We start from the raw sequence: 25,790 nt of genomic DNA, 5'->3' as shown, positions 1-25,790 counted from the left end.
TCACCTCGGTTTTATTATATAGGAAAAGCAAAATTACGTCTCCTTTCTTCCTTTTCAAATAATAATTGGAAAAAATATTAGGAATAAAGAAGGAATAGGATGGAATGTATCGAATAGTAGTATGAAAGTGGGAAATTCAAAAAAGGGGTTTGTTCATCATGAAACACATTTTAATTGTAGACGATCAACTAGGGATACGAATGCTCTTAAAAGAAGTTTTTTCACAAGTAAAATACGAAGTAAGTTTAGCAGCAAATGGTTTTGAAGCATTAGAAATTGCAAATGCCGGGCAACTTGACGGTGTATTATTAGATATGAAGATTCCGGGGATGGATGGTATTCAAATTTTAAAAAAGCTGAAAGAAAAGTGGCCTGATTTACCTGTCATGATGATGACCGCATATGGGGAACTAAACTTAATACAAGTAGCAACGGATTTAGGTGCCTCGCTTTATTTTACAAAACCGTTTGATATATTTGAAGTACGCGACGCTGTGACTAATTTATTGAAATAAAAAGCCCCTCGAGCAGGCAGTGGAAAACATCGCCTTTTTTTGATATGATGAAAAAGATATAAGGTAAACATAAAGTATGAAAAAGCGAATAGAGGAGGCCCATTTAAATGGCTTTAGTATCGATGAAAGAAATGCTTGAAAAAGGGAAAAAAGAAGGCTACGCAGTAGGACAATTCAATATTAACAATTTAGAATTCACACAAGCTATTTTACAAGCTGCTGAAGAAGAAAAGTCTCCAGTTATTTTAGGCGTTTCCGAAGGTGCAGCAAAATATATGGGCGGGTTTACAACAGTAGTTCATATGGTAAAAGGTCTAATGGCAGACTACCAAACAACAGTACCAGTGGCTATTCACTTAGATCATGGTTCTAGTTTTGAAAAATGTAAAGCGGCAATTGACGCAGGATTTACATCCGTTATGATAGATGCATCCCATCATCCTTTTGAAGAAAACGTAGAAATTACATCGAAAGTGGTAGAATACGCACATGCACATAACGTTTCTGTAGAAGCAGAGCTTGGCACAGTTGGAGGTCAAGAAGATGACGTAGTGGCAGATGGTGTTATTTATGCAGATCCAGCAGAATGCGCAGAGCTTGTAAAACGTACGGCAATTGACTGTTTAGCACCTGCATTAGGTTCTGTTCACGGTCCATACAAAGGAGAGCCAAATTTAGGGTTCAAAGAAATGGAAGAAATCTCGCAACTTGCAGAACTTCCATTAGTATTGCATGGTGGAACAGGAATTCCGACGCATGATATTACACGTGCTATCTCGCTTGGAACAGCGAAGATTAATGTGAATACAGAAAACCAAATTGCTGCTACAAAAGCTATCCGTGCGTATTTAGCAGAAAATGAAGCGCAATATGATCCACGTAAATATTTGACTCCAGCACGCGATGCGATTAAAACAACAGTCATCGGCAAAATGCGTGAATTTGGAAGCTCAAACAAAGCGTAATCACGAAACATAACAACTATATTGGAGAAGTGTTCATCTAAAGGACCTTCTCCTATTTTTTAAAGACAAGAAAGTATAAGTTTTCTACTTATTGTCTATCTAGCTCTAGCGCCTAGCCTCTCGGGGTCAAATGTGAAAAAGCCGCTCCTGCGCAAGCTCGTCGCAAACAAAATCGCTTGTATTGGCTGAGGAAATGCCTCCTTGGCCCGCGCGATGCGGCGCACTTTGTGCAGACCTACCACTTCTCCATTTGCCCGTCGGAGGCCTGTAGGATGCAGGTCATGCAGTAGTTGCGACAACGATGTCGCGAACTTAGATTGTATACTTTTAAAATAGGCGCTTGCGCTTTTCAAATCATGAGGAGGAAATAATAAATTATGAAATTTTTTATCGATACAGCTAACTTTGACGAAATAAAAGAAGCACACGCATGGGGGATTTTATCCGGTGTTACAACAAATCCATCGCTTGTTGCAAAAGAAAATATTTCTTTTCATGATCGACTTCGCGAAATTACTACACTTGTGGACGGTTCCGTTAGTGCAGAAGTAATTGCACTAGATGCAGAAGGGATGATTAAAGAAGGTAGAGAACTTGCTGCAATTGCACCAAATATTACGGTAAAGCTACCGATGACGCCGGAAGGGTTAAAAGCGTGTGCGGTATTCACAAAGGAAAACATTAAAACAAATGTAACGCTTATTTTCAGTGCGAACCAAGCATTACTTGCAGCTCGTGCGGGTGCTACATACGTATCTCCATTTTTAGGGCGTTTAGATGACATTGGACATGATGGTATGGAGTTAATCGCGAAAATTGCGCAAATCTTCGAGATTCATCAAATCGATACTGAAATTATTGCGGCTTCCATCAGACATCCACAGCATATTACAGATGCTGCGTTAAACGGTGCGCATATTTCTACAACACCATTTAAAGTATTAAAGCAATTATTTAACCATCCCTTAACGGACAAAGGGATTGAAGGGTTTCTAGCGGATTGGAACAATCGTAAAAGCGAGTAACAAGTCGAAGGAGAAACGTATGGAAGTCTATAAAATAAAAGGTGGAAAACGCCTAAAAGGTACGATTAAAGTAAATGGAGCAAAAAATAGTGCAGTTGCATTAATTCCTGCTTCCTTATTAGCAAATTCGCCTGTTACCATAGAAGGGTTACCAGAAATTTTAGATGTATGGACGTTGAAAGAAATTTTAGAAGAACTCGGAGCGAAGGTTACGTTTGAAAACGGTACTATGACCATCGACCCAACAACTGTAGTCGATATACCGCTCCCGAATGGCAATATTAAAAAATTGCGTGCTTCCTACTATTTAATGGGTGTCTTACTTGGAAGATTTAAAAAAGCAGCAATCGGACTTCCAGGTGGTTGCCATCTTGGCCCACGTCCAATTGATCAGCATATTAAAGGATTCGAAGCTTTAGGTGCTACAGTATCCAATGAACACGGTGCCATTTACTTGCGCTCGGAAGAATTAGTCGGTTCAAAAATCTATTTAGACGTCGTAAGTGTTGGGGCAACGATTAATATTATGCTTGCTGCAGTACTTGCAAAAGGCAGAACGATCATCGAAAACGCTGCGAAAGAACCAGAAATCATTGATGTAGCAACTCTACTATCTAATATGGGGGCAAACATTAAAGGTGCTGGTACGAATGTCATACGTATTGATGGGGTCAAAGAATTGCATGGTACCAAGCATACAATTATTCCAGACCGCATTGAAGCTGGGACATTTATGATCATGGCAGCAGTTGCAGGAGATGGTGTTACGATCGATAATGTCATTCCATTCCATGTAGAAGCTTTAACGGCTAAGCTGCGGGAAATGGGTGTGAAAGTAGAGGAATACGAAGAGAAGATTTTCATTCCAAAGTCCACGCACTTGCACGCAGTAGATGTAAAAACGCTTGTTTATCCAGGTTTTCCGACCGATTTACAACAACCATTCTCCGTATTAATGACGCAAGCTACTGGAACATCGGTTATTACGGATAGTATCTATTCCGCCCGGTTTAAACAAATTGATGAACTTCGCCGTATGAACGCAAATGGACGCGTCGATGGAAGAACCGCCATTATTACAGGACCAGTAAAGTTAGAAGCTGCAATGGTTCGTGCTAGTGATTTAAGAGCAGGAGCGGCACTCGTTATTGCCGGCTTACTCGCAAATGGAGAAACGGAAATTCAAGATATTTTTCATATTGAACGCGGATACAGCTCCATCATCGAAAAACTGCAAGGACTTGGAGCAGACATTCGCCGGGTAACGATAAAAGAAGTAGAAGTAAATAACGAATAAACCCGCCTCCTAGCTAGAACATAGGTGCTTCCGTTTTTCTCATAAAATATGCTACAATGATACAGGAAGAAACATAGACCGGATTTTATTTACCGTAAAACGGGAGGCATATAATAGATGGAACGTAGTTTATCAATGGAACTAGTCCGTGTAACAGAAGCAGCAGCAATCGCATCAGCACGTTGGATGGGACGCGGATTAAAAAATGAAGCAGACGATGCAGCAACTACTGCAATGCGTACAGTTTTCGACACAATTCCAATGGAAGGTGTCGTTGTAATTGGGGAAGGGGAAATGGACGAAGCACCGATGTTATATATCGGAGAAAAGCTTGGTCTTGGAACTGGAGGACCTCAAGTAGACGTAGCGGTAGATCCTTTAGAAGGTACAAATATCGTAGCTTCTGGTGGTTGGAATGCACTAGCAGTACTTGCAATTGCAGATCGTGGAAATCTACTTCACGCTCCAGATATGTATATGGACAAACTAGCTGTAGGTCCCGAAGCAGTTGGTCAAGTGGATATAAATGCACCAGTAATAGATAACTTAAGAGCAGTAGCACGTGCAAAAAACAAAGATATCCAAGATGTAGTGGCAACGATTTTAGGTCGTCCACGTCATCAAAAAATTATCGATGAAATTAGAGCTGCTGGTGCTCGCATCAAGTTAATTAATGATGGCGATGTAGCAGGAGCTATTAATACAGCATTTGATAACACAGGCGTAGATATTTTATTCGGCATGGGTGGAGCTCCAGAAGGAGTAATCTCTGCTGTTGGATTAAAATGTTTAGGCGGGGAAATTCAAGGGAAACTTGTACCACAAGATGAAGCAGAACTAGCTCGCTGTATTAAGATGGGTCTCGACGTAAACAAAATATTACGCATGGAAGACTTAGTTAGAGGCGACGATGCAATTTTTGCAGCAACAGGAGTGACAGATGGAGAACTTCTTCGTGGTGTACAATTTAAAGGAGCTTTTGGTTCAACACATTCAATCGTAATGCGTGCAAAATCAGGTACAATTCGTTTTGTAGAAGGACGCCATAGCTTAAACAAAAAACCGAATTTAGTTCTATAAGTGAAACTTCTCTTAAGTATACCCGGTCAATATGCACCGGGTATCCTCATATAAACTTCATTCCTATTTAAATCCGAAAAAAGACTTCACAACAAAATATAATAAAGAGTGGTGCGTTGCCGATGACACAAACGACAATAAATGAATTAGAAAACATGACGCTAAAGGAGCTTTATACACTTGCACGTAAATATAAAGTGGCTGCTTATAGTAAATTAACAAAAAAAGAACTTATTTTTGCTATATTAAAATCGCGTGCCGAACAAGAAGGTTTCTTCTTCATGGAAGGCGTTTTAGAAATTATTCAGCAAGAAGGTTTCGGATTCTTACGTCCGATTAACTATTCACCTAGTTCCGAGGATATTTATATTTCTGCTTCTCAAATTAGAAGATTTGATTTACGTAACGGAGATAAAGTAACAGGAAAAGTAAGACCTCCAAAAGAGAGTGAGCGTTACTATGGTCTTTTACATGTAGAATTAGTAAATGGGGAAGATCCAGAAATCGCAAAAGAACGTGTGCATTTCCCAGGACTTACTCCACTATACCCAGACCGTCATATTAAATTAGAAACGGTTCCTGAAAAACTATCAACTCGCATAATGGATTTAGTAGCACCAGTTGGATATGGACAACGTGGATTAATCGTTGCTCCTCCAAAAGCAGGTAAAACATTATTAATAAAAGAAATTGCAAATGCTATTACGACCAATCACCCAAATGCAGAACTAATTGTGCTATTAATAGATGAACGTCCTGAGGAAGTAACAGATATCGAGCGCTCTGTTAAAGCAGATGTCGTAAGCTCCACATTTGATGAAGTACCAGAAAACCACGTAAAAGTGGCAGAGCTAGTGTTAGAAAGAGCGATGCGATTAGTAGAACATAAGCGTGATGTAATTATTTTAATGGATTCGATTACAAGACTAGCTCGTGCATACAATTTAGTCATCCCACCAAGTGGTCGTACATTGTCTGGTGGTATTGACCCTGCCGCATTCCACCGACCAAAACGATTTTTCGGTGCAGCGCGTAATATTGAAGAAGGTGGCAGCTTGACAATTCTTGCTACAGCTTTAGTTGATACAGGTTCACGTATGGATGAGGTAATTTATGAGGAATTCAAAGGAACAGGTAACTTAGAACTTCACTTAGATAGAAGCCTCGCAGAACGTCGAATTTTCCCTGCCATTGATATTCGCAGATCCGGAACAAGAAAAGAAGAGCTACTTATTCCAAAAGATCAGCTTGACAAACTATGGGCAATCCGCAAAACATTTTCCGACTCTTCGGATTTTGCAGAGCGTTTCTTGAAAAAACTACGTCAAACGAAAACAAACGAAGCGTTCTTTGAGCAACTAGCAGAAGAAATGAAAGCACACAGAAGTGGAAAAGTAACGCTTTAAAATAACGCTGTGTTAATTTAGCAATTTATGTTAACTCATTTTATTTGATTGTAGTGTAAGGCGGCGACTCCAGCGGAGGCCAACAGGAAGTTGGTCACGAAGGCGTTGCCACACAATGTGGTGCTCTTAGCCCCCGTTCCACTGTTGAGAAAGATGAGCCATCGAAGGCGAACGCGTAGCGTCGGTGATGGCTCATCGCTCCCCCCGCGGAAAGCGTCCGCCTGAAACGAAATCAATAGGATAATATAAAATAGTTGCAAGTGAATGGTAAAGATGATACTATATTTAACGTAACATCACACATTTCTGCTACATATGCGATTGACATCAATCGGATCGTGTAAGGTATCAGTTTCATAACCAACTCTGTTCCAGATGGTTCAGGGCGAGAGGAGAGATAGAGATGAAAGCAGGAATTCATCCCGATTACAAAGAAGCAACAGTAACATGTTCATGTGGTAACACATTCACAACAGGTTCTGTGAAATCAGACATTAAAGTCGAGTTCTGTAATGAATGTCACCCATTCTATACTGGACGTCAAAAATTCGCAGCTGCGGATGGCCGTGTTGATCGCTTCAACAAAAAATACGGTATCAAAGAAGAAAACTAATAACAAAATACCTGTAAAGCACATTGTGCTTTACAGGTATTTTTATTTGTAGAAGATATTTTGCATTTTAGTTCACACCTAGTTATTTTTAGGAAAAGTCCGATAAGAGATGAGAAAATATATTTTTAAGTTTCAGTGATAGCTACCTTATGATATAAATAGATAGAGGAAAAAACATACGAATATGCGTTACATAAGGAGAAGAATCCCAATGGCACAATTATTTTATAAATATGGCGCAATGAATAGCGGAAAATCGATAGAAATTCTAAAAGTTGCCCATAATTATGAAGAACAAAACAAACCTGTACTTATTTTCACACCAGCTATAGATACACGAGATGAAGTCGGCCACATTTCAAGTAGAATTGGCCTAAAAAGAGAAGCTACGGCTGTTTATGATGAGACAAATTTATTCGAACTAGTAAAAGCTCACTTGCCAGCACCATACTGCGTATTAATAGACGAAGTACAATTTTTGAGTAAAGAGCATGTTTTACAATTAACGCAAATAGTCGACGAACTAAATATTCCTGTAATGGGATTTGGATTAAAAAATGACTTTCAAAATGAAATGTTTGAAGGTAGCCGATACATGCTCATTTATGCAGACAAAATCGAAGAGATGAAAACAATTTGTTGGTTCTGCCATAAAAAGGCGATTATGAACTTACGCGTGGATGAGAATGGAAAGCCAATATATACCGGTGAGCAAATTCACATAGGTGGCAATGATTCTTACTATCCTGTATGCCGCAAATGCCATGCCAACCCACCATTATAAGTAAAAAATGCACTTACCTGGTTGGGGTAAGTGCATTTTTTTAGGTGTTATCGAAATATGATTAACACCTTCTAATGAAAACTTGTTGCTTTCGCGTGCAAAATGCTAAAGTTTAATGCGTATCATGCAACAATAGTACAGAAAAAGTAGCAAGGACTGCACTTTTTCTTTATAATAAGGAGATAGACTTAAACGAACGAGGTGAGGTCGATGTTTGATCGATTACAATCGGTGGAAGATCGTTATGATAAATTAAATGAATTACTCAGCGACCCGGATGTAGTAAATGACACAAAAAAGTTGAGACAATATTCGAAAGAACAATCCGATTTGCAAGATACAGTCGATGTATATCGCGAATACAAAGAAGTAAAGAGTCAACTCCAAGATGCGAAGCTTATGCTAGAAGATAAGCTAGATGCAGATATGCGCGACATGGTAAAAGAAGAAGTGAATGAGCTTGATTCGCAAATCGAGGAATTAGAAGAGCGGCTACGTGTTTTATTGATCCCAAAAGATCCAAACGATGATAAAAACGTTATTATGGAAATTCGAGGAGCAGCAGGTGGAGACGAGGCTGCACTATTTGCAGGAAATCTCTTCCGTATGTATAGTCGCTATGCAGAATCTCAAAACTGGAAAATTGAAGTGATGGATTCTTCTCCAACTGGACTTGGTGGATTCAAAGAAATCATTTTCATGATTAATGGGAACAACGCCTATTCCAAAATGAAATACGAAAATGGCGCACATCGTGTACAACGTGTTCCAGAAACAGAGTCTGGTGGACGTATTCACACGTCAACAGCAACAGTTGCAGTGCTTCCGGAAGTAGAGGAAGTAGATGTAGATATTCATGAAAAAGACATCCGTGTCGATACATTTGCGTCTTCAGGAGCGGGTGGACAATCCGTTAATACAACGATGTCCGCTGTACGTATGACCCATTTACCAACTGGAATTACTGTATCGATGCAAGATGAAAAATCACAAATCAAAAACAGAGAAAAAGCGATGAAAATACTACGTGCTCGTGTTGCAGATAAATTCTTGCAAGAAGCGCAAGCGGAATATGATGCGGTACGAAAATCTGCTGTTGGTACGGGAGACAGATCCGAGCGCATTCGCACATATAATTATCCGCAAAACCGCGTAACTGACCATCGTATTGGTTTGACAATTCAAAAACTTGACCAAATTTTAGAAGGTAAAATGGATGAGATCGTGAATGCGTTAATCGTAGAAGATCAAGCCGAAAAATTAGAAAGAATGAATGATACGAATGTGTAGAACAAATTATGAGGCCCTAACCCGGGCTTCTTCTTTTTTAGAGGCGAATAATCGGGAACAAGGAGTCGCTCGTTTTTTATTGCAACATGTCTTAGGAAAAAGTTATTCACAACTAATGCAAGACTTATATGAGGACATATCCACAGAAGATTTTGAAACATTTTGGTCTTACGTAGAAGAGCATGCAACAGGACGCCCATTCCAATACATTATCGGACAAGAAACATTTTATGACCGGAATTTTTTAGTGAATGAACATGTGTTAATACCTCGCCCGGAAACGGAAGAGTTAATAGAAGAAGTAAAAAAACGTACGAAAAAACTATTCCGTGCACAATTTACACCGAAAGTTGCGGATATCGGGACTGGTAGCGGTGCAATTGCCATCACGATCAAAAAAGAAATACCAGCTGCAAATGTTACGGCAACGGATATTTCCCACGAAGCATTGGAAGTAGCGAAACAAAATGCACAACGGCTAGAAGCAAAGATTATATTCAAACAAGGGGATTTACTTGCCCCAATTGCAAATGAAAAATGGGATATCGTCTTATCAAATCCACCTTATATAGGAAATGAAGAAGCAGAATTTATGACCGATACAGTGCTAGATTTTGAACCCCATCTTGCTTTATTTGCCGAAGAAAATGGATTGCAATTGTACCGAAAAATGGCGGAACAGCTGCCGCAAATGATGAATATTCCTAGTTTCATAGGTTTTGAGATAGGATATGCACAAGGACCTGCTGTACAAAAAATGCTTCAAACTGCTTTTCCAACTGCTACTGTGGAAATTGTAAAAGATATAAATCAAAAAAATAGATTTGTTTTTTGCACAATTGATGAATAAGTTATGAATCTATTGGTAACAATGTTCCTAAGGGAGGAATGTTACATGTTACCAGATTACGAGATAAAAAAAGCACCACGGCTTGGCGGGCAAATAGATGCAGTTATTTTCTTTGTCTGGATGTTACTAATCATTCAATTTTGTTTATTTTTTCTTTTTCCACAAGGAGAAGTAGCGGAAGGAATGCGCTTTCGATTAATTGCCAATAGTAACACAATCCAAGATCAACAAATAAAAGAAGAAGTAAAAAATGCAATCGAACCTATCTTACTCAAATATAATCAAAATCAGCAACAAACATATAGCGAATTAGAACAAGCTGTGGATAAGTTGTCAGAAAAATTAAATGAAGAGATTCATATATCCACAGGAATGGCTTTATTTCCACCTAAAGTATGGAATGACGGGATTACTTCCCAAACAAATGTAGAGTCAATCGTCATCTCTATTGGACATGCACGTGGAGATAACTGGTGGTGCTCTTTATTTCCAAAGGTTTGTTACAAAGAAGAACTAGAAAAAGAAGAAAAGCCGAAATTTTGGGTGTGGGAATGGTTAAAAAAGAAGTTTTCCACATGACTATCCACAAAATTCAGAAAGTTATCAACAAATTGTGGACAAAGTAGAAAGAAAGGAGAAAATTCTACATGAAAACAGAAATTGCGAGTGTGGATAACTTATCGGAAAAAGAATTTAGTTATACACAAGCTGTGGAGTTATTAAGTGCAGGGGAAACAGTTGCTTTTCCGACAGAAACTGTTTATGGGCTAGGTGCTATTGCGACGAGTGAATCTGCTGTATCCAAAATTTTCGAAGCAAAAGGCAGACCGCAAGATAATCCACTCATTGTGCATATAGGGGCAAAAGAAGAATTAGCCGCGTTTACACAAAATGTTCCGAATTTAGCTGAAACATGTATGGACAAATTTTGGCCGGGAGCACTGACGCTTGTATTACCTATTAAAAACGATTCACTTGCTAAAAATGTAACAGCTGGATTAAATACGGTTGGCGTTCGCATGCCGGATCATCCTGTAGCGCTCGAATTACTTAGACGTTTAAAACAACCGGTTGCTGCTCCAAGTGCAAATAGAAGTGGAAAACCTAGTCCAACGAAAGCGAAGCATGTCTATCATGATTTAAACGGGAAAATCCCTCTTATTTTAGATGGTGGTGCAACTGGAATCGGATTAGAGTCAACGGTTTTGGATTTTACGACAGAAGTACCCACGATATTACGCCCAGGTGGAGTAACGAAAGAGATGCTAGAAAAAGTAATCGGACAGGTTAACGAGTCTAAACTTACAGATAATGTAGAAGCACCCCGTGCACCAGGCATGAAGTATGCACATTATGCACCGGATGCTCCCGTCTATTTAATCGAAGCATCAACCGAAAAAGTACAACAGGCGATTAAACAAATACATAATGATGAGAAGAAAGTGGCGCTAATTGCGACAGAACAGTTTCTACTTACGAATGCGAACTACTATTTTTCATTAGGACAAGAACACCAACTAGAAGATGCTGCTCACTTGTTATATGAGGCACTTAGAACCTGTGATGAAACAGATGCTGATATTATATTAGTCCCAATATTTTCGAAACAAGGTGTCGGTACGGCTATTATGAATAGACTGGAAAAGGCGTCTAATGGTAATTGGTTTGAGATCTAGTACAGCGTGTTTTGTGGGAATGAATAATCAGAAATCGAACACCGGAGCCCTAAATCCTTCGTTATCCGGGTGTATTCTCGCTCGTCCGTTTGCATACATTTAATTATGCAAACGGACGGGGGAGATTTTTTTGTGGCGTGAAATAGTAGCGGGTGGATTAATGTCAGTAGATGTACTGATCTTGTTTTCGCTCGTATTATATCGGAAGCAAATTTTCACATTGGCAGCGTGGGTGGCATCTTTACATATGTTGTTTCCGTTAATCGGTTATTATGCTGGAGCTTTGGTGCAAAATTATTTACAATATGCGAGTCCTTATTTATCTGGATTTTTACTAACACTTGTTGGATTACAAATGATTTTAGCGAGATCACCTAAACAAGCACCGCTTCTTTCACCATATCTACTAGCGGTAGTTGCCAGCATGGATACCTTTTCAGTAAGTATTTCATTTGGTATGCTTAAAGTAGAAAAAATGCTATTCATTATAAGTTCGGGCATATTTTCCTATTTGTCAGTATTTATTGCGCAGAAAGTGATTTATAAACATGCTTTTCTGAACAGAGGGTATATTATGAAACTGGCGGGAATCGCCATATTAATATTAGGTATTATAACTTTACGAAATATTTAACAATTTACAAAAATATTTGTAGCTAAATAATATATACTAGAGATGAGGAAATGTAACGATGAATATTTTGTTTGTTTGTACGGGAAATACGTGTCGAAGTCCAATGGCAGAAGCGATATTAAAGGCTCGAAATATAGAGAATATAAACGTCCGTTCCGCAGGTATTTATGCGATGGATGGAGGAGAAATGTCTCGGTATGGTCAAATGGTCTTAGAAAAAGAAAGCATACCTTTTACTCATGAGTCGGCTGCTATGAAAGAATCATTAATCGACTGGGCGGATCTCGTTCTTACGATGACAGCATCCCATAAGCAATCGATTATTTATGCATTTCCACAAGCTATTTCCAAAGTTTATATGTACAAAGAATATGTGACACCAAAAAGTCCATATGATGTGTCAGATCCATATGGAGGAGATTTACGTACATATGAGCGCACGTTCCAAGAGCTACAAACACTTACAGACGAACTAGTGAAAAAACTCCAGGAGGATTAGAATGACAACAGAAAAGAAGCGGTACTCATTTGGAATTCAAAAGAAGATTGTTTTATTTGTTACGGTTTTGGCATTAGTTACATACACAACGAGTGCAGTGTTTATTAACTTTATCCAGCCTTTAATTTTTGAAAGTACAACAAAATCGCTTAGTTTTGAAATTGGTATGTACGCATTAGGAATTTTCTGGTCCGGGCTACTTGCATATTTCTTCAGTGGATTAATTATTAAACCATTATTTAATTTGGAAAAGGTTGCGACGCATGCATCGGAAGGTAAAATTGGTGTAGATGTGGAAGTACCAAAATCAAAAGATGAAATCCAGTCCGTTTCGATCGCATTTCAAGCGATGCTTGTCAATTTAAGAGAGATGGTTCAGAGTATTGAAGATAACTTTGAGAAAACCAATAATACGGTGCAACAATTATCGCAACAATCTTCCGTTGCTTCTGAGCAGGCTGAAGCAATTGCCCAAACGATTGCCCAAATTTCTGAAGGGGCTGAACACTCGGCTGTCGCTGTACAAGAAACGGTGGAGTCTGTAGAAGATGTTCGTATGTTAGCTTCGGAAGTAAATATGCGTGCAGAAAAATCAAATATACAGTCAAGGGAAATGATCCGTGGTTTAGCGCAAACGACCGAAGTCATTCAATCTCTAGTAAATGGCATACAACAAGTTGCTTCTGGAAGTGAAGCAGCTTTAGTGAATGTAAAACAGCTAGAAGTAAACGCCGGGAAAGTGGAGAATATTATTCAACTAGTTGGAGATATTGCAGCTCAAACGAATTTACTTGCATTAAATGCATCGATCGAAGCTGCTCGAGCTGGGGAACATGGAAAAGGTTTTGCGGTTGTAGCAGAAGAAGTGCGTAAACTAGCAGATGAGAGTGGCAAAGCTGTACAAGGCATTTCGGAATTAATCATCGCTATTCAAACAGATGTCCAAACGGTTGTCCATCAAATGACTAACCAAGTAAACTTTGCGGTAGGAGAAGCAAAACGTGTTTCTGAAACGAACGAGGCCGTAGAAGGAATGTCACTTAAAATCCATGATATGGCAGAATCTGTTGTAGAAATTTCTTCATTAGTAGAAAACCAATTAACGAATATTGAAAACACCGCCCGTCAATCCCAAGAAGTGGCTGCGATTGCAGAAGAAACATCTGCCGGAGCAGAAGAAGTAAGAAGTGCGACAGATGAACAAGCACGATCGATTGAGCAAATTGATCGCCTATCGTTCGGATTAAAGGAACAATCAGAAGAATTATTCAAGGTTATTTCGCAATTTGACAGAAATTCGTCAAAATAGACTTTTTTAATACAATTCACTTTGCGTGAATTGTATTTTTTTTTGCAGATAAATGGTATGATGAATAGGAGTACTAAAACAGAAAAGAGGGAACAAATTGAAAATTGCAATTTCTTCTGATCACGGCGGAAATAATCTTCGCAAGGAAATTATGCAACAACTAGAAGAGCTCGGACTTTCTTATGAAGATTTTGGTCCAACGAGTGACGATTCTGTTGACTATCCAGACTACGCAGTACCAGTTACAGAAGGCGTAGTAAGTGGGAAGTTTGACCGTGGTATTTTAATATGTGGTACAGGCATCGGCATGTCTATCGCAGCAAACAAAGTAAAAGGGATTAGATGTGCATTAGTTCATGATGTATTTTCAGCAAAAGCTACAAGATGCCATAACGACTCGAACGTGCTTGCAATGGGAGAACGAGTAATAGGACCAGGACTTGCACGAGAAATCGTTGCAACTTGGCTTGCACAAGATTTTGAAGGTGGACGACACACACGCCGAGTAGAAAAAATTACAGCACTAGAAAACTGAGGAAGAAGGGGATTTTCAGATGGAAGCAAAAGATTTGTGGAAAGAGCAAATAGAACAGCTTCTCCTAGAAGTGGAGCAGCAAATCGACTTTCATGAAGATGATCTTTTGGTTATAGGTTGTTCAACCTCAGAAATTATAGGTAAAAAAATTGGGACTGCCGGTGGTTTAGAAGTGGCAGAGGTTTTATATGGACCAATACAAGCATTTGCTTTGCGCAATAAAGTGCATATTGCTTTTCAAGGATGCGAGCATATTAACCGTGCCCTTACAATGGAAAGAAAAACGCAAAAGCTGTATCGATACTCGGAAGTTTCAGTTATTCCAGTTGTTCGTGCAGGTGGCTCCATGTCTGCTTATGCGTACACGAAATTCCAAGACCCAGTCGTAGTCGAGCATGTACAAGCACGTGCCGGCATTGATATAGGACAAACCCTTATTGGTATGCAGTTACAGCCTGTAGCTGTTCCAATTCGCGTGTCCACGAAACAAATTGGGGAAGCAGTCGTGACGATTGCCAACACACGTCCGAAACTAATTGGTGGAGAACGTGCATTTTACGGATGAGTTCAGAGGAGGAAATGAGAATGGAGAAAATTTTAGCACAAGATTCAGCGGTATACGAGGCAATACTTGCAGAGAAAAAACGTCAACAAACAAATATTGAGTTAATCGCATCTGAAAACTTCGTGTCCGAAGCAGTGATGGAAGCACAAGGTTCTGTTTTAACGAATAAATACGCAGAAGGCTATCCTGGTAAACGCTACTATGGTGGTTGTGAGCATGTCGACGTTGTAGAAAATATTGCTCGTGATCGTTTGAAAGAAATTTTCGGTGCAGAACATGCAAATGTGCAACCTCATTCAGGTTCACAGGCGAATATGGCTGTTTACATGACTGCATTACAACCAGGTGACACGATTTTAGGGATGAACTTGTCACATGGTGGGCATTTAACGCATGGTTCCCCTGTAAACTTTAGTGGTATCCAATATAACTTTATCGAGTATGGTGTTGATAAAGAAAACGAAACAATCGACTATGAAGATGTTCGTGCAAAAGCATTAGAACATAAACCGAAAATGATCGTTGCTGGTGCAAGTGCGTACTCACGTACAATCGACTTTGCTAAATTCCGTGAAATTGCGGATGAAATCGGAGCGTACCTATTTGTAGATATGGCGCATATCGCGGGGTTAGTAGCGGCAGGTCTTCATCCAAACCCAGTTCCACATGCTCATTTCGTTACGTCCACAACGCATAAAACATTGCGTGGACCACGTGGAGGGTTGATCTTAACAACAGAAGAATTCGCGAAGAAAATTGATAAAACAATTTTCCCTGGAATTCAAGGTGGTCCATTAATGCATGTTATCGCGGCAAAAGCAGTTGCATTTGGTGAAGCGCAACAACCAGAATTTAAAGAATACCAAGCGCAAGTAATCGCTAATGCTAAGACTTTAGCAGATAGTTTAGTAGCAGAAGGTCTGCGTATCGTATCAGGTGGTACAGATAATCATGTAATGCTAGTAGATGTTTCTGCAATTGATCTTACAGGTAAAGTTGCTGAGCATGTATTAGATGAAGTAGGAATTACAGTAAACAAAAATACAATCCCATATGAAACACAAAGTCCATTTATTACTTCTGGCGTCCGTTTAGGAACACCTGCTGTAACAACTCGTGGATTTAAAGAAGAGGAAATGAAAGAAATTGCATCCATCATTGCAAAACTATTGAAAAACCACGAAGACGCAGAAGTGATTCAAGAAGCAAAAGAACGTGTTGCAGCTTTAACAGAAAAATTCCCATTATATAATTAATAGAGTAATATAAAGACAAGCTACCTGTTGAAAAAAGAAGGTAGCTTGTTTTCATATTTTAGGAAACTATAAAATATATGGTTTGCAGATAACTTTCTGTCAACAACATAAGGTAATGCGTCATAAAAGCTCTAATAGGTACAGCTATGATTTTCGCTGCAGGCGGACGCTTTCCGCGGGGTGAGCGATGAGCCTTCACCGCCGCTTCGCGTACGTTGTGAAGTCTCATCTTTCTCACTTGATCCCGCCGGAGTCGCCGCCTTCCGCTTCAATCAATGGGAAATTCTTGCTAATTTGGCATCTACATTAATCAGAGATTTAAATTTATCAAGTCCACTACGCAATATTCATTAAACCTAATTAGAATATGCTGCCTCAAAATAAACGGATATTTACTAGAATAAAGTTCGTTTAATTCAACTATTTATTGGAATAACATCTTGTATTCATCGTTGTCTCACTCAAAGTAAACTTGTTGTTTTAAGAATTGGTAGCTTTCTTGCTAATTTAGTCGCTTTCCAAATAGAACTGATTGTTTTAAATAACTGATTGATTGATATTACCTATTTATTGGATTTTATTTTCAAGAAAATACTACATAAGATTGAATTTAAAAACAGTGACTCTGACTATCTAGCAATTTTCGTGGATTGGAGCGGAAGGGCGGCGGAAAGCGTCCGCCCTGCAGCGGAAATCCTGGTCGTAACTTCCTTAATGCATTATTCCTATAAAGCGCAAACTATCATTTGTGAGTAGTTAAAGAACACTTACACTGTGCTATTTCTACAATATAGACCAATCAACAATTAATTTTTACAAACCAATGACACCACAATGAATAGACGCAATATTAAGACATGGTATTAGTAGTATGTTTCCTGCGTTTTTTGTTATAATTAATAGAATTTGAAATAAAACCACGAAGGAGACAAAAATATGCCGAAAGTTTTCGTATTTGACCACCCACTTATTCAACACAAACTCACATATATCCGCAATATTGAGACGGGAACAAAAGAATTCCGCGAACTTGTGGATGAAGTGGCTACTCTAATGGCTTTTGAAATTACACGTGATCTGCCATTAGAAGAAACAGAAGTAAAAACACCAGTACAAACAACTAAATCTAAAGTGTTAGCTGGTAAGAAAATTGGAATCGTTCCAATTTTACGTGCTGGTATCGGGATGGTTGATGGTATTTTAAAATTAATCCCGGCTGCAAAAGTTGGACATGTTGGACTATACAGAGATCCAAAAACATTACAACCTGTAGAATATTACGTGAAGCTTCCAGCAGATGTTGCAGAACGTGATTTCATTTTAGTAGATCCTATGCTTGCAACAGGTGGTTCTGCAATCGAAGCAGTAAATTCACTTAAAACACGCGGAGCAACAAGCATTAAGTTTATGTGTTTAATCGCAGCTCCAGAAGGTGTAGAAGCATTACAAAAAGCCCATCCAGATGTAGATATATATATAGCTGCGCTTGATGAAAAGTTAAATGATCATGGTTATATCGTACCAGGTTTAGGAGACGCTGGTGACCGTTTATTCGGAACAAAGTAAATCCTGCCTTGAAAATGCTTGCTTGTGCATAAAAAACATCCGTTGACAAGCAAGCATTTTTCACAATTTTTTAAATTTGTCGATACTATGTCAAATAAGAAGTATTTGTGAAGTTTTTCACTGATACCAATTGACATAAAATTTCCCCTATTGTATGCTTACAAAGGATATAATGATAGGGGTTTCATGCTCGAAACACTTGTCGTAACAACTTTCTACTAGATTCACAGTTTTTACTTAATAAGGAAAACATGGGGATTTTTTTATGCGTCAGACAAGACGTCCGTTACAAGGGATAGCATTATATTCGGCGATTCTCTCACAGCTTGTAGGTTCTATATTAATAGGAATATTCACAGGAATGTGGATAGATAAAACATATGGAACCACTCCAGTTTTTTTAGTAATATGCTTACTACTAGGTCTTTTGACTTGTGTAACGGCGCTTATTACTACCATTCGAAAATATGATTCAGGAGACTAAAGAACAATGCTAGAAATGCAACGTATTTTTACGAAGCAAAAGAGATACATATTTTTTTTGCTCGCAGTATGTGCGCTAGGTTGGGGATTCACCCAATATTCGACAATTTTTGCAGGCTTAGCACTAGGTTCGTTATTTGGTCTGTATAATTTCTGGATTCTAACTCGTAGAATGGAGAAATTTGATCGTGTGTTATCAGGTGAAAAAGGACGAGCAGGTTTAGGTACAGCCTTCCGCTTTGGATCAGGTATTGCAGCAGTTGCAATTGCCCTTGCCCTTCCAGAGTATATTCATCTTATTAGCACGGTTATCGGTTTAATGATTCCCTATGTTCTGCTTGTTGTAGAACGTATTATGTTTCATGCAAGAAATCAGTAATGAGTATGTGAAAGAGAGGTGAATGAATCGTGGAACATAAAAATCCAGAATTTGTGTTTCTAGGGATGCATGGTAACTGGTCCAACATATTAATGCTTGCAGTTACTACACTCATCGTATTTTTGATCGCATACATTGCGACAAGAAACTTGAAACTGAAGCCAACTGGTATGCAAAACTTCATGGAGTGGATAATGGACTTCGTGAAAGGCATCATTAAAAGTAACTTCGACTGGCAAACTGGTGGACGATTCCATATTCTTGGAATTACATTAATCATGTTTATCGCTGTAGCGAACGTATTAGGACTTCCGTTTTCCATTTCGTATGATGGGGTGCTTTGGTGGAAATCCCCAACAGCAGATCCAACAGTAACAATGACATTAGCAGTAATGATTCTTTTATTAACGCACTATTACGGTATTAAAATGAAAGGTTCAAAAGAATATGGAAAAGACTTCTTGAAGCCGCTTCCATTCCTATTACCTTTAAAAATTATTGAAGAATTCGCAAATACGTTGACACTCGGTCTTCGTCTTTACGGTAACATCTACGCAGGGGAAGTTCTACTCGGACTACTTGCAGGATTAGCAACATCTGGCATTTTCGGCTTTGTTGGAGCAATTATTCCAGCAATGGCATGGCAAGGTTTCTCCTTATTTATAGGTGGAATCCAAGCGTTCATTTTCGTAATGTTAACGATGGTTTATATGTCGCACAAAGTGTCGACAGACCATTAATATAACTGCTTTAATTTTAAGCAGAAATAAATAAAAACAAAACAACATTCCAAGGAGGAAATTAAACAATGGTAGGTTCAGTTGGTCTTTTAGCAGCAGCTATAGCAATCGGTTTAGGTGCACTTGGTGCAGGTATTGGTAATGGTTTAATCGTTTCAAAAACAGTAGAAGGTATCGCTCGTCAACCAGAAGCACGTGGAGCTTTACAAACAGTTATGTTCATCGGGGTAGCATTAGTTGAGGCGATTCCAATCATCGCTGCAGTTATCGCGTTCATCGTATTAAACAAATAATAAACATAGACAAGTCTATATATAATGGCGGAAACTTATCCGCCATTCTCTTTATGAATTTAGAAAACAATGATGAAATGTTTACATTATAAAAGTAAGATCTCTTAATAGCGTTTGAAAGGAGTGAAACAATCGTGTCTTTTGATTACCTTATCCTTGGTGCTAGTGGCGCCGGGTTAAACATTTGGGATATCATCGCTACACTATTCTTCTTCTTATTACTTATGGCTCTTTTGAAGAAAGTAGCATGGGGTCCACTTATGGGGATTATGACTCAACGTGAAGAGTTGATCGCAAGTGAGATCGAAGCAGCTGAAAATAGCCGCGGGGAATCACAGCGTTTACTCGAAGAACAACGTGACTTACTTAAAGAAGCACGTACGGAAGCATTAGCGATTGTCGAAAATGCGAAGAAGCAAGGAGAAGCATCTCGTGAAGAAATTATTACGACTGCTCGTTCTGAAGCTGCGCGTTTAAAAGAATCTGCTATCCGTGAAATCGATACAGAAAAAGAAAGAGCGATTGCAGCGGTACGACAAGAAGTAGTTTCACTTTCTGTACTTGCAGCGTCGAAAGTTCTTGAAAAAGAAGTTTCGGAAGAAGATAATCGTGCGCTAATCGAGGCAACGATTGCGAAGGCAGGCGAAGTTAATTGAGTAATTCAACTGCAGCAAAACGATACGCAATCGCTTTATTCGAACTAGCACAACAAAAAAACGAACTTCCATCAGTAGAAAATGATTTACGTGAACTGAAACTTGTTTGGAACGGCAACCAAGAAGTGAAGACTTTATTCACTTCCCCGAAGCTATCTCTAGATAAGAAAAAGTCGTTAATTCGTGAAATTTTCAGTGATGCTAATCCGATCGTCATTCAAACGCTTTTAGTGTTGATTGATAAGAAAAGATTAGGCGAAGTATCTAGCATTATTACTGAATTTATGGCACTTTCGAACGAAGCACAAGGTATTGCTGACGCGAAAGTATATACAACTCGTGAGTTAACAGAAGAAGAGCGTGCAAACGTTTCATCTGCATTCGCGAAAAATGTCGGAAAACATTCTTTACGTATTCAAAACATAGTAGATCCATCAATCATTGGTGGAATGCGTGTTCAAATCGGAAACCGCATTTACGACAGCAGTCTTAGCATGAAGCTAGATCGTTTAAAACGTAATTTGATCGGTTAATATTATGAATTTTGAGAGGTGACATACATGAGCATCAAAGCTGAAGAAATCAGTGTCTTGATTAAACAGCAGATTGAGAACTATGAATCTGAGATGAAAGTTAGCGATGTTGGTACAGTTATCAAAATTGGTGACGGTATTGCCCTTGCTCATGGCCTCGACAACGTCATGGCTGGAGAACTTTTAGAATTCTCAACTGGTGTACTAGGTATGGCACAAAACTTGGAAGCGAACAACGTTGGTATCGTTATCCTTGGACCATACACTGACATTAAAGAAGGCGATGAAGTACGTCGAACTGGCCGTATTATGGAAGTTCCTGTTGGGAAAGAATTGATTGGTCGTGTTGTTAATCCACTTGGCCAACCAGTTGACGGACTAGGTCCTATCGCAACAACAAAATCTCGTCCAATCGAAAGTCCTGCACAAGGGGTTATGGCACGTAAATCTGTACATGAACCACTTCAAACAGGTATTAAAGCGATTGATGCACTTGTTCCAATCGGACGTGGTCAACGTGAGTTAATCATTGGTGACCGTCAAACAGGTAAAACGACTGTAGCAATCGATACAATTCTTAACCAAGCAGACCAAGACATGATCTGTGTTTACGTTGCAATCGGTCAAAAAGAATCGACTGTACGTAACGTAGTAGAAACACTTCGAAAAAAAGGTGCTTTAGACTACACAATCGTTGTGACTGCATCTGCATCACAACCGGCTCCATTATTATACTTAGCACCTTATGCTGGTGTAACAATGGCAGAAGAGTTTATGTTCGAAGGCAAGCACGTGTTAATCGTTTATGATGATTTATCTAAACAAGCAGCTGCTTACCGTGAACTTTCATTACTTCTTCGTCGTCCTCCAGGTCGTGAAGCATATCCAGGGGATGTATTCTACTTACACAGCCGTTTACTAGAGCGTGCTGCGAAGCTAAATGAAACACTTGGTGCAGGTTCAATCACTGCATTACCGTTCGTTGAAACACAAGCGGGAGATATTTCTGCTTATATTCCAACAAACGTTATTTCCATTACAGATGGTCAAATCTTCTTACAATCTGACCTATTCTTCTCGGGTGTACGTCCAGCCATCAACGCTGGTTTATCCGTATCTCGTGTAGGTGGTTCAGCTCAAATTAAGGCAATGAAAAAAGTTGCGGGTACACTTCGTCTAGACCTAGCTGCATACCGTGAACTAGAAGCATTCTCTCAATTTGGATCAGATCTTGACGCTGCAACTCAAGCAAAACTTAACCGTGGTATGCGTACAGTAGAAGTATTAAAACAAGACTTGAATAACCCTATTAAAGTAGAAAAACAAGTTATGATTTTATACGCACTTACTCGTGGCCATTTAGATGATATTCCAGTAAAAGATGTTACTCGTTTTGAAACGGAGCTTCATAGCTGGTTAGATTCAAACCACACGAACGTTTTAGATCATATTCGTACGACTAAAGATCTTCCTTCAGATGAAGATATGTCAAATGCAATAAATGCATTTAAAAAGACTTTCGCTAAATCTGAGTAATTCTAAAGTCTAAGTGAAAAAAAACGATAAGGTGGTGAAATACCAGTGGCATCATTACGCGATATTAAAGGTAAAATTACGTCAACCAAGAAAACAAGTCAGATTACGAAAGCTATGCAAATGGTTTCAGCTTCTAAATTGAACCGTGCGGAGGAAAATGCAAAAGCATACGTTCCTTACATGTCTAAAATTCAAGAAGTAGTAGGTGCAATTGCAACAGGAACAAGCGACGGAGCGCATCCAATGCTAACTTCTCGTCCTGTGAAAAAGACTGCATATCTTGTTATTACGGCAGATCGTGGCTTAGCTGGTGCGTATAATAGTAATATTATCCGCGCAGCATCTAATGCAATAGCGGAGCGACATTCTTCCAAAGACGAGTATGTTATCTTAGCAATTGGTCGTATGGGACGTGACTTCTTCGTGAAACGTGGTTCGAATGTAATCGGAGATGTAATAGGTTTACCAGATCAACCTGCTTTTTCTGATATTAAAGAAATAGCGCGCAGAGCTGTTGGTATGTTCACGGATGGTACATATGATGAACTTTATATGTACTATAACCACTTTGTCAGTGCCATCTCTAGTGAAGTTACAGAGAAAAAGGTACTGCCACTTACGGATCTTGCAGTAGAAACAGGCACAACTGCTTCTTATGAATTCGATCCTTCAGCTGAAGCGATTCTAGAAGTGTTACTTCCACAATATGCGGAAAGCCTAATTTTTGGTGCATTACTCGATGGTAAAGCAAGTGAACATGCTATGCGTATGTCCGCGATGAAATCTGCAACAGACAACGCAACTGACTTAATTGGTAACTTAACATTAGTTTATAACCGAGCACGACAAGCAGCAATTACGCAAGAAATTACGGAAATTGTCGGCGGTGCAGCGGCTCTTGAATAGTCAATGAAAGAAAAGTAAGACAGGAGGGAACAGTAGTGAACAAAGGACAAGTACTACAAGTAATGGGTCCAGTTGTTGACGTTAAGTTTGACAATGGCCAATTACCAGCTATTTATAACGCTTTAACTGTAGCGATTGAACGTCCAAACGAAGCTCCTACTACGTTAACGTTAGAAGTAGCGTTACACTTAGGAGATGACGCAGTTCGTACTATTGCTATGGCATCTACTGATGGTCTTAAGCGCGGTACGGAAGTAATTGATGCTGGTGCAGCGATTTCTGTTCCAGTTGGTGACGTAACACTAGGACGTGTATTTAACGTATTGGGTGAAGTTATCGACTTAGGAGAAGAAATTTCAGTGAATGATCGTCGTGATCCAATTCACCGCTCAGCTCCAACATTCGAAAATCTTTCAACAGAAGTTGAAATTCTTGAAACAGGTATTAAAGTAGTAGACTTACTCGCTCCATATATTAAAGGTGGTAAGATCGGTCTATTCGGCGGTGCCGGTGTAGGGAAAACAGTTCTTATCCAAGAACTAATCAACAATATCGCACAAGAACACGGTGGTATTTCGGTATTCGCTGGTGTTGGTGAGCGTACACGTGAAGGAAACGACTTATTCCATGAGATGAGCGATTCTGGCGTTATTAAGAAAACAGCAATGGTATTCGGTCAAATGAATGAGCCACCTGGTGCACGTATGCGTGTTGCTTTAACTGGTCTTACAATGGCTGAATATTTCCGTGATGAACAAGGTGCAGACGTACTATTATTCATCGATAACATTTTCCGTTTCACACAAGCAGGTTCGGAAGTATCAGCACTATTAGGTCGTATGCCTTCTGCAGCTGGTTACCAACCAACACTTGCAACTGAAATGGGTCAATTACAAGAGCGTATCACGTCTACAAATACTGGTTCGGTTACATCTATCCAAGCGATCTATGTACCAGCCGATGACTATACGGATCCAGCTCCAGCAACAACATTTGCTCACTTAGATGCAACAACAAACCTAGAGCGTAAATTATCTGAGATGGGTATTTACCCAGCGGTAGATCCTTTAGCTTCTTCTTCTCGTGCGCTTTCACCAGAAATCGTAGGACAAGAGCATTATGATGTAGCACGTCAAGTACAATACACTTTACAACGCTACAGAGAGCTACAAGATATCATTGCAATCTTAGGTATGGATGAATTAGGGGACGATGACAAATTAACGGTTAACCGTGCACGTCGTATTCAGTTCTACCTATCTCAAAACTTCCATGTTGCGGAACAATTTACTGGTCAAAAAGGTTCATACGTTCCAGTTAAAGAAACAGTTCAAGGATTTAAACAAATTCTTGAAGGACAATATGACCACCTACCAGAAGATGCTTTCCGTCTAGTTGGACGCATTGAAGAAGTAGTGGAAAAAGCGAAAAGCATGGGCGTAGAAGTATAATAAATCGGACCAGGAGGTAAAAATATGAAGACACTTACAGTCAATATTGTCACTCCCGACGGCCCGGTATACGATTCTGAAGTCGACATGATCATCGCTAAAACAGCATCCGGTGAAATCGGTATTTTACCTGGGCATATTCCAACAGTTGCACCACTTGTTATAGGTGCTGTTAAACTGAAAAAAGATGGAAAATCCGAGTACGTAGCAGTAAACGGCGGTTTTGTAGAAGTTCGTCCTGAAAAGGTTTCGATTCTAACACAATCTGCTGAAGTTGCTTCTAATATCGATGTAGCTCGTGCTAAAGAATCGATGAAACGTGCAGAACAACGTCTTCAAGGCAAAGAAGATGCATTAGACGCTAGTCGTGCTGAACTTTCTTTGAAACGTGCGATGAATCGTATCAACGTTTATGAGGGTAACATTTAACTATATTTAGCTATAAGGAACGGGCAGATCAAGTTCTGCCCGTTTTTTCTTTAATAAGTAATTAGATGTGATTATTGTAAACTTCGGAATACAAATAAGATAAGTGAATTTTTAGAAGCTTTTTCCTTACTTTAAATTGATAAAAATGGAGGACGATGAAAAATGGGTTTATTAAATAGCGAACAAGCGGTACTTGCAATTTTAGCTAATATTTTTTTTATCGGAATTTCTTTTTATGCATTACAGGCACTCATGCTGGACAGAATAATTAAAAAGCACCATGTATTTCAAGCACAACTATTATTCATTTTGGCTAGTATTACAATTGGGTCAACAGTCGCAAACTTTTTCTTGAATCTCACTGCCTGGTCGGATCAACTACAGTTTTTATTTAATTAAAACAGATCCTATATGCTCATGCAAATAATGGATAAGTTTGTATGAGCATGTAGAATCTGCTCGTATTTCCTGGGAAATATTTCGTGGAATAGGTTTTGTGAAAAGATCTGTGGGGTAATT

The 25,790-nt window shown here is 39.2% G+C and carries 30 protein-coding genes; all 30 read left to right on the top strand.

The window, feature by feature from the left end; translation table 11 throughout:
- Positions 1 to 158: 158 nt before the first annotated feature.
- Entirely contained in the window at positions 159 to 515 is a 357-nt protein-coding gene (locus tag ACIQYS_RS13215) for a response regulator (RefSeq protein WP_402980578.1), read from the top strand.
- Between the two features lie 107 nt (positions 516 to 622).
- Positions 623 to 1,480 carry a class II fructose-bisphosphate aldolase gene (locus ACIQYS_RS13210; protein WP_402980575.1) on the top strand — a complete coding sequence of 286 codons (858 nt, stop codon included), beginning with the start codon at positions 623 to 625 and terminating at the stop codon, positions 1,478 to 1,480.
- Positions 1,481 to 1,857: 377 nt separating this feature from the next.
- Positions 1,858 to 2,505 (top strand): fructose-6-phosphate aldolase, encoded by a 648-nt coding sequence (gene fsa, locus ACIQYS_RS13205; RefSeq protein WP_402980573.1) that lies wholly within the window; start codon positions 1,858 to 1,860, stop codon positions 2,503 to 2,505.
- 19 nt (positions 2,506 to 2,524) lie between these two features.
- Complete coding sequence (locus ACIQYS_RS13200; protein ID WP_402980570.1) at positions 2,525 to 3,802, top strand: UDP-N-acetylglucosamine 1-carboxyvinyltransferase; 1,278 nt, start codon at positions 2,525 to 2,527, stop codon at positions 3,800 to 3,802.
- Between the two features lie 117 nt (positions 3,803 to 3,919).
- Positions 3,920 to 4,882 (top strand): class II fructose-bisphosphatase, encoded by a 963-nt coding sequence (gene glpX / locus ACIQYS_RS13195; RefSeq protein ID WP_402980567.1) that lies wholly within the window; start codon positions 3,920 to 3,922, stop codon positions 4,880 to 4,882.
- A 122-nt stretch (positions 4,883 to 5,004) separates the two neighbouring features.
- Positions 5,005 to 6,288 (top strand): transcription termination factor Rho, encoded by a 1,284-nt coding sequence (rho, locus tag ACIQYS_RS13190; RefSeq protein WP_402980564.1) that lies wholly within the window; start codon positions 5,005 to 5,007, stop codon positions 6,286 to 6,288.
- A gap of 403 nt (positions 6,289 to 6,691) precedes the next feature.
- Entirely contained in the window at positions 6,692 to 6,901 is a 210-nt protein-coding gene (rpmE, locus tag ACIQYS_RS13185) for a 50S ribosomal protein L31 (RefSeq protein ID WP_142537942.1), read from the top strand.
- Between the two features lie 211 nt (positions 6,902 to 7,112).
- Positions 7,113 to 7,685 carry a thymidine kinase gene (locus tag ACIQYS_RS13180; protein WP_402980559.1) on the top strand — a complete coding sequence of 191 codons (573 nt, stop codon included), beginning with the start codon at positions 7,113 to 7,115 and terminating at the stop codon, positions 7,683 to 7,685.
- A gap of 210 nt (positions 7,686 to 7,895) precedes the next feature.
- The gene (gene prfA, locus ACIQYS_RS13175) at positions 7,896 to 8,975 is read left to right on the top strand and encodes a peptide chain release factor 1 (protein ID WP_402980556.1); all 1,080 of its coding nucleotides are present in this window, start codon (positions 7,896 to 7,898) and stop codon (positions 8,973 to 8,975) included.
- Positions 8,968 to 9,825, top strand: a complete 858-nt coding sequence (gene prmC / locus ACIQYS_RS13170) for a peptide chain release factor N(5)-glutamine methyltransferase (protein WP_402980553.1) — start codon at positions 8,968 to 8,970, stop codon at positions 9,823 to 9,825. The genes prfA and prmC overlap by 8 nt, the downstream gene beginning before the upstream one ends.
- Positions 9,826 to 9,870: 45 nt before the next feature.
- The gene (locus tag ACIQYS_RS13165; protein WP_402980550.1) at positions 9,871 to 10,404 is read left to right on the top strand and encodes a stage II sporulation protein R; all 534 of its coding nucleotides are present in this window, start codon (positions 9,871 to 9,873) and stop codon (positions 10,402 to 10,404) included.
- 68 nt (positions 10,405 to 10,472) lie between these two features.
- Entirely contained in the window at positions 10,473 to 11,501 is a 1,029-nt protein-coding gene (locus ACIQYS_RS13160) for an L-threonylcarbamoyladenylate synthase (protein WP_402980547.1), read from the top strand.
- A gap of 130 nt (positions 11,502 to 11,631) precedes the next feature.
- Positions 11,632 to 12,135: a manganese efflux pump gene (locus ACIQYS_RS13155; RefSeq protein ID WP_402980544.1), complete on the top strand. Its 504-nt coding sequence runs from the start codon at positions 11,632 to 11,634 to the stop codon at positions 12,133 to 12,135.
- A 58-nt stretch (positions 12,136 to 12,193) separates the two neighbouring features.
- Positions 12,194 to 12,634, top strand: coding sequence for a low molecular weight protein arginine phosphatase (locus ACIQYS_RS13150; RefSeq protein WP_402980540.1), 441 nt, complete (start codon positions 12,194 to 12,196; stop codon positions 12,632 to 12,634).
- Between the two features lies 1 nt (position 12,635).
- Positions 12,636 to 13,943 (top strand): methyl-accepting chemotaxis protein, encoded by a 1,308-nt coding sequence (locus ACIQYS_RS13145; protein WP_402980537.1) that lies wholly within the window; start codon positions 12,636 to 12,638, stop codon positions 13,941 to 13,943.
- 97 nt (positions 13,944 to 14,040) lie between these two features.
- Positions 14,041 to 14,478, top strand: a complete 438-nt coding sequence (rpiB, locus tag ACIQYS_RS13140) for a ribose 5-phosphate isomerase B (RefSeq protein WP_402980534.1) — start codon at positions 14,041 to 14,043, stop codon at positions 14,476 to 14,478.
- Positions 14,479 to 14,497: 19 nt separating this feature from the next.
- A complete protein-coding gene (locus ACIQYS_RS13135; protein WP_402980531.1) occupies positions 14,498 to 15,043 on the top strand; it encodes a TIGR01440 family protein in 546 nt (181 codons plus the stop codon).
- Positions 15,044 to 15,063: 20 nt separating this feature from the next.
- Positions 15,064 to 16,299 (top strand): serine hydroxymethyltransferase, encoded by a 1,236-nt coding sequence (gene glyA / locus ACIQYS_RS13130; protein WP_402980528.1) that lies wholly within the window; start codon positions 15,064 to 15,066, stop codon positions 16,297 to 16,299.
- Positions 16,300 to 17,235: 936 nt separating this feature from the next.
- On the top strand, positions 17,236 to 17,865 hold the full coding sequence (gene upp, locus ACIQYS_RS13125) for a uracil phosphoribosyltransferase (RefSeq protein ID WP_402980525.1): 630 nt from the start codon (positions 17,236 to 17,238) through the stop codon (positions 17,863 to 17,865).
- 265 nt (positions 17,866 to 18,130) lie between these two features.
- Entirely contained in the window at positions 18,131 to 18,349 is a 219-nt protein-coding gene (locus ACIQYS_RS13120) for an AtpZ/AtpI family protein (RefSeq protein ID WP_402980522.1), read from the top strand.
- Positions 18,350 to 18,355: 6 nt separating this feature from the next.
- Entirely contained in the window at positions 18,356 to 18,727 is a 372-nt protein-coding gene (locus tag ACIQYS_RS13115) for an ATP synthase subunit I (RefSeq protein ID WP_402980519.1), read from the top strand.
- A gap of 29 nt (positions 18,728 to 18,756) precedes the next feature.
- Positions 18,757 to 19,467 (top strand): F0F1 ATP synthase subunit A, encoded by a 711-nt coding sequence (gene atpB / locus ACIQYS_RS13110; protein WP_402980516.1) that lies wholly within the window; start codon positions 18,757 to 18,759, stop codon positions 19,465 to 19,467.
- Between the two features lie 68 nt (positions 19,468 to 19,535).
- On the top strand, positions 19,536 to 19,760 hold the full coding sequence (gene atpE, locus ACIQYS_RS13105) for a F0F1 ATP synthase subunit C (protein WP_053590520.1): 225 nt from the start codon (positions 19,536 to 19,538) through the stop codon (positions 19,758 to 19,760).
- Positions 19,761 to 19,894: 134 nt separating this feature from the next.
- A complete protein-coding gene (atpF, locus tag ACIQYS_RS13100) occupies positions 19,895 to 20,416 on the top strand; it encodes a F0F1 ATP synthase subunit B (protein ID WP_402980513.1) in 522 nt (173 codons plus the stop codon).
- Entirely contained in the window at positions 20,413 to 20,949 is a 537-nt protein-coding gene (locus tag ACIQYS_RS13095) for a F0F1 ATP synthase subunit delta (RefSeq protein WP_402980509.1), read from the top strand. The genes atpF and ACIQYS_RS13095 overlap by 4 nt, the downstream gene beginning before the upstream one ends.
- 27 nt (positions 20,950 to 20,976) lie before the next feature.
- A complete protein-coding gene (gene atpA / locus ACIQYS_RS13090) occupies positions 20,977 to 22,485 on the top strand; it encodes a F0F1 ATP synthase subunit alpha (RefSeq protein ID WP_402980506.1) in 1,509 nt (502 codons plus the stop codon).
- A 45-nt stretch (positions 22,486 to 22,530) separates the two neighbouring features.
- Positions 22,531 to 23,391 carry an ATP synthase F1 subunit gamma gene (atpG, locus tag ACIQYS_RS13085; RefSeq protein WP_402980503.1) on the top strand — a complete coding sequence of 287 codons (861 nt, stop codon included), beginning with the start codon at positions 22,531 to 22,533 and terminating at the stop codon, positions 23,389 to 23,391.
- Positions 23,392 to 23,426: 35 nt separating this feature from the next.
- Positions 23,427 to 24,842 (top strand): F0F1 ATP synthase subunit beta, encoded by a 1,416-nt coding sequence (gene atpD / locus ACIQYS_RS13080; RefSeq protein ID WP_402980500.1) that lies wholly within the window; start codon positions 23,427 to 23,429, stop codon positions 24,840 to 24,842.
- 24 nt (positions 24,843 to 24,866) lie between these two features.
- Positions 24,867 to 25,271 carry a F0F1 ATP synthase subunit epsilon gene (locus ACIQYS_RS13075; protein ID WP_402980497.1) on the top strand — a complete coding sequence of 135 codons (405 nt, stop codon included), beginning with the start codon at positions 24,867 to 24,869 and terminating at the stop codon, positions 25,269 to 25,271.
- A gap of 162 nt (positions 25,272 to 25,433) precedes the next feature.
- Positions 25,434 to 25,670, top strand: a complete 237-nt coding sequence (locus ACIQYS_RS13070) for a DUF1146 family protein (RefSeq protein WP_402980494.1) — start codon at positions 25,434 to 25,436, stop codon at positions 25,668 to 25,670.
- The last annotated feature ends 120 nt before the right edge of the window (positions 25,671 to 25,790 follow it).

Origin of the sequence: Psychrobacillus sp. NPDC096426 (genome assembly GCF_044762745.1) — a bacterium.
In the GTDB taxonomy this organism is placed as follows: domain Bacteria; phylum Bacillota; class Bacilli; order Bacillales_A; family Planococcaceae; genus Psychrobacillus.
The sequence above is the reverse complement of the archived record's forward strand: the minus strand, read 5'-3'. Positions and strand labels throughout refer to the sequence as shown.

Excerpts from the sequence above, each read along its gene's own strand:
- ACIQYS_RS13215 (WP_402980578.1), top strand. The coding sequence starts at position 159 with ATGAAACACATTTTAATTGTAGACGATCAACTAGGGATACGAATGCTC.
- ACIQYS_RS13210 (WP_402980575.1), top strand. The coding sequence starts at position 623 with ATGGCTTTAGTATCGATGAAAGAAATGCTTGAAAAAGGGAAAAAAGAA.
- fsa (WP_402980573.1), top strand. The coding sequence starts at position 1,858 with ATGAAATTTTTTATCGATACAGCTAACTTTGACGAAATAAAAGAAGCA.
- ACIQYS_RS13200 (WP_402980570.1), top strand. The coding sequence starts at position 2,525 with ATGGAAGTCTATAAAATAAAAGGTGGAAAACGCCTAAAAGGTACGATT.
- glpX (WP_402980567.1), top strand. The coding sequence starts at position 3,920 with ATGGAACGTAGTTTATCAATGGAACTAGTCCGTGTAACAGAAGCAGCA.
- rho (WP_402980564.1), top strand. The coding sequence starts at position 5,005 with ATGACACAAACGACAATAAATGAATTAGAAAACATGACGCTAAAGGAG.
- rpmE (WP_142537942.1), top strand. The coding sequence starts at position 6,692 with ATGAAAGCAGGAATTCATCCCGATTACAAAGAAGCAACAGTAACATGT.
- ACIQYS_RS13180 (WP_402980559.1), top strand. The coding sequence starts at position 7,113 with ATGGCACAATTATTTTATAAATATGGCGCAATGAATAGCGGAAAATCG.
- prfA (WP_402980556.1), top strand. The coding sequence starts at position 7,896 with ATGTTTGATCGATTACAATCGGTGGAAGATCGTTATGATAAATTAAAT.
- prmC (WP_402980553.1), top strand. The coding sequence starts at position 8,968 with ATGTGTAGAACAAATTATGAGGCCCTAACCCGGGCTTCTTCTTTTTTA.
- ACIQYS_RS13165 (WP_402980550.1), top strand. The coding sequence starts at position 9,871 with ATGTTACCAGATTACGAGATAAAAAAAGCACCACGGCTTGGCGGGCAA.
- ACIQYS_RS13160 (WP_402980547.1), top strand. The coding sequence starts at position 10,473 with ATGAAAACAGAAATTGCGAGTGTGGATAACTTATCGGAAAAAGAATTT.
- ACIQYS_RS13150 (WP_402980540.1), top strand. The coding sequence starts at position 12,194 with ATGAATATTTTGTTTGTTTGTACGGGAAATACGTGTCGAAGTCCAATG.
- ACIQYS_RS13145 (WP_402980537.1), top strand. The coding sequence starts at position 12,636 with ATGACAACAGAAAAGAAGCGGTACTCATTTGGAATTCAAAAGAAGATT.
- ACIQYS_RS13135 (WP_402980531.1), top strand. The coding sequence starts at position 14,498 with ATGGAAGCAAAAGATTTGTGGAAAGAGCAAATAGAACAGCTTCTCCTA.
- glyA (WP_402980528.1), top strand. The coding sequence starts at position 15,064 with ATGGAGAAAATTTTAGCACAAGATTCAGCGGTATACGAGGCAATACTT.
- upp (WP_402980525.1), top strand. The coding sequence starts at position 17,236 with ATGCCGAAAGTTTTCGTATTTGACCACCCACTTATTCAACACAAACTC.
- ACIQYS_RS13120 (WP_402980522.1), top strand. The coding sequence starts at position 18,131 with ATGCGTCAGACAAGACGTCCGTTACAAGGGATAGCATTATATTCGGCG.
- ACIQYS_RS13115 (WP_402980519.1), top strand. The coding sequence starts at position 18,356 with ATGCTAGAAATGCAACGTATTTTTACGAAGCAAAAGAGATACATATTT.
- atpE (WP_053590520.1), top strand. The coding sequence starts at position 19,536 with ATGGTAGGTTCAGTTGGTCTTTTAGCAGCAGCTATAGCAATCGGTTTA.
- atpA (WP_402980506.1), top strand. The coding sequence starts at position 20,977 with ATGAGCATCAAAGCTGAAGAAATCAGTGTCTTGATTAAACAGCAGATT.
- ACIQYS_RS13075 (WP_402980497.1), top strand. The coding sequence starts at position 24,867 with ATGAAGACACTTACAGTCAATATTGTCACTCCCGACGGCCCGGTATAC.
- ACIQYS_RS13070 (WP_402980494.1), top strand. The coding sequence starts at position 25,434 with ATGGGTTTATTAAATAGCGAACAAGCGGTACTTGCAATTTTAGCTAAT.